Below are 4,047 nucleotides of genomic sequence, written 5' to 3'. Positions count from 1 at the left end.
TAAGCCTTTCAGCGCCGATGGTACTGCAGGGGGGACCCTGTGGGAGAGTAGGACGCCGCCGAACTCCTTTTGATAGTTAAGCCCCGTGCCCTTGTGGCACGGGGCTTTTCTGCGTTCCGGACCAGAACGCGTCGCGGCCGCGGCCGGCCGGTCAGCCGGAACGATGAGGACGTCGCAGTCGAGCAGGATGTCCCCGATCTCCGGCTGCCAGATCGTCGTGCGATCCGTCGAGTGCGGGATGGTGGTCGTCTGGGTGGCCCAGTGGTGGGCGAAGGCATCGAAGACTTCTCATAGTTCCTGTACGAGACGAGCGAGGGACGTCCTGGGGATAACGGGACGCGGCTTCCTTGAGGTCGGCCACGATCGATTCCTCGAAGGCGTTCTGTCCGCGCTCGGATGGGAGGGGAAGCATCGATGCGCGCGCGGCGCCGTTGCCGAACAGTGCGCGGGCAAGGTTCCGTTCGGCGGCCGGGAGAACGCCGAGGTTGCCGTGCAGTGCGCTCCACGCGCCGTGCCATCACACCAGGGTCCAGTCGGCAGCGAACACCCCAATAGGCACATCACCCAGGCGCGCGGCGACCCGCTGGATGCCCGGGGGCACATGTCCGGCCCTGGGGCGAAAGGAGCCCGGCGCTGCGGTACGGCTGGTCGCGCTTGGTGCGTGAGACCTGTAGGGCTCGGGCGAGGGCGCCTGAGCCGAAGGATGCTTCGCAGTCCTTTTGCTCCAGGCGCAGGACGTAGTCGACGGAGAGCCCGGCCAGCTGTGCGAGTTTCTCGCGGCCTAGTCCCGGGGCACGACGGCCGTCCGCCCCCGCGAAGCCGGCGTCGGCCGGGGAGAACCGGGCGCGCCAGTCGCGGGATCGGCCGCGTCGCCGTGGAGCACATCCCTCGTCAGTCGCAGGACGCGCACCTCCTGGTCGTGGCCCGCGGCTCTTCCGGTGCGCAGCTCGTTGCGGAGCTCGGCGGGGGCGGGCACACGGTCTCGCCCGTCTCGGCGGGACCTCGGCTCACTGGCAAGCGTCCGCGCGGCTCTCGACGAGCTCCGAGACCGGCTTCACCGCGGTGAGCTGCCGCCGCTGGGGGTTTCGTGGGTAACGCGGGCATGCAGCACACCAACGCGCTGACCGAAGAGCCTCACCGGTTCGAGACCACGTTCACCGTCCACGTGCGCGCCAACCACATGTTCGTCAGGCTGTTCCAGGACCGCTTCACCGCTCCCGCCCGGATCGTGCTCACCGCCGACGACACCCGCTTCGGGCGACTTCAAGCACAACATGGGCATGGCCCGGGCCGGCCTGGAAGTCCCCCACGTCCTCGTCCGCACGGCAGCCTTCCCCAAGCCCGACATTGCGGCGGGCGGGCGTACCGCTTACTCGACGAGCAAGCTGGCCGTCATCTACCTGGTTCACGCGTACGCCCGCCGGCTTCCGGCCGGGATCGACCTCGTGGCGTACCACCCTGGGTTCGTCGCCGGCACCGGCCTCGCCCGTGACGCAGGGCCCGTGCCCCGGTTCGCGATGCGCCGCATCCTGCCGGCTAGGGCCCTCACCCCGCTCGCCACCGGCCGAGGTGTCTCAGGCCGCTGCCTCGCCGATGGCCTCCTCGGCCGGACGCACGCGCCGCCTGGCTCCTACGCCAACCGCAGCCAGGCGGACCGCTTGTCGCGGGAGTTCTCCGACCGCAGCGCGAGGCGAACTCTGGGAGGCCGTTGAGCGGTTCACCGCGACACACGCCGCCGGGGCGGACGCGTCCTCGGGCGACGAGACGAACGGTTCACCCCGATAGAAGTGCGTAGCACCGAACGTGCTCAGGTCTCCCGCGCCCGACGACGGGGTTCCGCCGGCGCGCGCCGGGCGGGTCCCGTGGTGTGCGTACGGCACCATGCTGACCGATGGCCCGGCGACGAGTGGACCTGCTGCCCGAGCGGGAGGCGTCAGCGTGGACGGGTGGCTCGCCGCCCGTCCCGGGAGCGTGCTGTCGCTCGCCACAGGCAGCGTCTGCGCGTGCTACTGCCCGAATCGGGAGGTCCCCCTGCATGGCGCGACGCCGCCCGCAGCGACGACCGGCCCTGCCGTCACAACCTCGCGGCCGGAATCGACCGCGATCACGACGCCGTCATCACCGGACTCACCTGCCCTGGGGCTCAGGCGCAGTCGAGGCCACGTCAACCGGATCAAGAGGCTCGAACGCCAGATGTTCGGACGGGCAGGCTTCCAGGCGTATCGAATCCTCGCCGTGCTTCATCGAGGGAGAACTCCATAGCAGGGCGCGGAGCGCTTGTGTTGAATCCTGGCATGAGCCACGTCGCCAACGTCATGATCTCCGTCGAGTCGGGTGATCGACCGGCTGTCGAAGAACTGAGCCAGTGGCTCCAGACATCTGCCCTGCGGCGGGGTTTCGGTCCCGGCGCCGTGGGCTGGGTCGGCTCGCTCAACGAGACCACCGGCAGCGACACAGGCTGGGGTGGCGGCAAGTACCCGGAGTGCGACGTCTATGCCGGAGCGCTCAACCACGCCGACCTGGCCGGCCTGGTGGCGCATGTCGAGCGTAGCGTCTGGAAGCACCCCGAGTTCGTTCAGCTGTTCGTGATGGACCAGGAGCAGGCCTATTTCCGTGTGTGGATGTTCCACGGCGCGAAGCTTCGGCAGATCGCGCCCGAAGGGCGAGAAGATGAGGTCTCGCTGAGCGAGTGACGATCCTGACCTGAACGGAAGTTGAGCCAGGACCCGTTCTCGTGGACGACCCCTCTTCCTGCGCGGATCGAAGCAGATGGATCTGTACTCGCGGCCCAGCGAAGCTGCGTACTCGGACACCTCCTCAGCCGTGCCCCAGCGCATGAGCAAATACACGATCGGCCCCACACCCTGCGGTCGACAGCGTCCGGGTAGCGCGCGACCAGAGCTTCCACATACGCCGCTCTGCGCGGCACTGCAGGCACGACCACCCCGCCCGATTCCGGGCAGCGCTCGCAGAGCTGGTTGCAGGTCGGGCCCACTTGGTCGTTGTCGAGTGGTCGGTCGTCGGCCCACACAGCGAGGTCATGGCTCACCGGCGCATCGTCGGAGGTAGCAATTCTGCCCACGGGTGCAGCCTGGCCGGTTGCGGGAGCGTCCGCAGGCCGCTGACCCGCCTCAAGCGGCTGCATGTCACCAGTGGGGGTGCCGAGCCGGCCCCAGGGCGGGAAGGCGAAGTGGCACAGCGGGTACGGCACCAGGCTGACACTGGTCCGCGTCACGGGGGCCTCGACCCACGTTTACTGGCCCTAGCCGGAGGGCGGTGGGTCTGTGAGACCGAACAGGAGGAACGTGTCGCCGCCGTCCAGCGCCGCGCCGCCCTCAGTCATGAGGGTCAGCCACCCTCGGAAGACAACCCGACCGCGAGGCTCCTCAACCAAGGCGGGGGAGAGTAGTGCGGTCGGCCATGCATTGCCCTGCCGAGCCAGGTCCTCTTCAACAGTCCACTCCACGGGGTGCCGATCCCTCACAAGGGGGCCGTAGCGCTGCCGAGCGCCGAACGCACCCGCACCGTCGCCGGCTCGCCGACATGTGTCGCCTTGCTTCCACGTGCCCCAGCACTCCCCGCGCCTCCTGGGCCGTACTCGGTCAAGCGTCGGTGGGGGCAGGAGCGGGCTCGAGGTCCGTGGGAGCTGCCTCCGGCTCGGCGCGACCGTTTCTGAGGCCCGGGTCGGGCGGCGAGTTGGGGGGTGGGTATCGTTGTCCCGCAGCTTGGCCAGGGCCGCCACGGTCTGGCCTTCGGGTGACGCATCGTCATCGTTCCGGTGGGACGTGGATGGTCTGCCGCCCGACGGGCCGTCAGATCGATTCGGCAGTGGGAATCAGGCCCGAAATCCTCTGGTAGAGTTGAGCTCGCTGGAAAGGGAAAGCGCGAAAGCGAAGAACTGGAAAGCGAAAAATGCAAGACCCGCTTCGACCGGGAATCGGACACGAAAGAGTCTGATAGAGTCGGAAACGTAAGACCGAAGGGAAGCGCCCGGAGGAAAGCCCGAGAGGGTGAGTACAAAGGAAGCGTCCGTTCCTTGAGAACTCA

The 4,047-nt window shown here is 68.5% G+C and carries 2 protein-coding genes; both read left to right on the top strand.

What is annotated here, in order from left to right; genetic code table 11:
• Positions 1-1,280: 1,280 nt before the first annotated feature.
• A complete protein-coding gene (locus tag E6R60_RS37105) occupies positions 1,281-1,712 on the top strand; it encodes a hypothetical protein (RefSeq protein WP_206309612.1) in 432 nt (143 codons plus the stop codon).
• A 582-nt stretch (positions 1,713-2,294) separates the two neighbouring features.
• The gene (locus E6R60_RS36280; protein WP_136330995.1) at positions 2,295-2,693 is read left to right on the top strand and encodes a squamosa promoter-binding protein 15; all 399 of its coding nucleotides are present in this window, start codon (positions 2,295-2,297) and stop codon (positions 2,691-2,693) included.
• The last annotated feature ends 1,354 nt before the right edge of the window (positions 2,694-4,047 follow it).

It is taken from the genome of Streptomyces sp. A0642 (assembly GCF_004795105.1).
GTDB lineage: Bacteria > Actinomycetota > Actinomycetes > Streptomycetales > Streptomycetaceae > Streptomyces.
The sequence above is the reverse complement of the archived record's forward strand: the minus strand, read 5'-3'. Positions and strand labels throughout refer to the sequence as shown.

What these genes read in the sequence shown, in the direction of transcription:
- E6R60_RS37105 (WP_206309612.1), top strand. Translation starts at nt 1,281, where the DNA reads ATGGCCCGGGCCGGCCTGGAAGTCCCCCACGTCCTCGTCCGCACGGCA.
- E6R60_RS36280 (WP_136330995.1), top strand. Translation starts at nt 2,295, where the DNA reads ATGAGCCACGTCGCCAACGTCATGATCTCCGTCGAGTCGGGTGATCGA.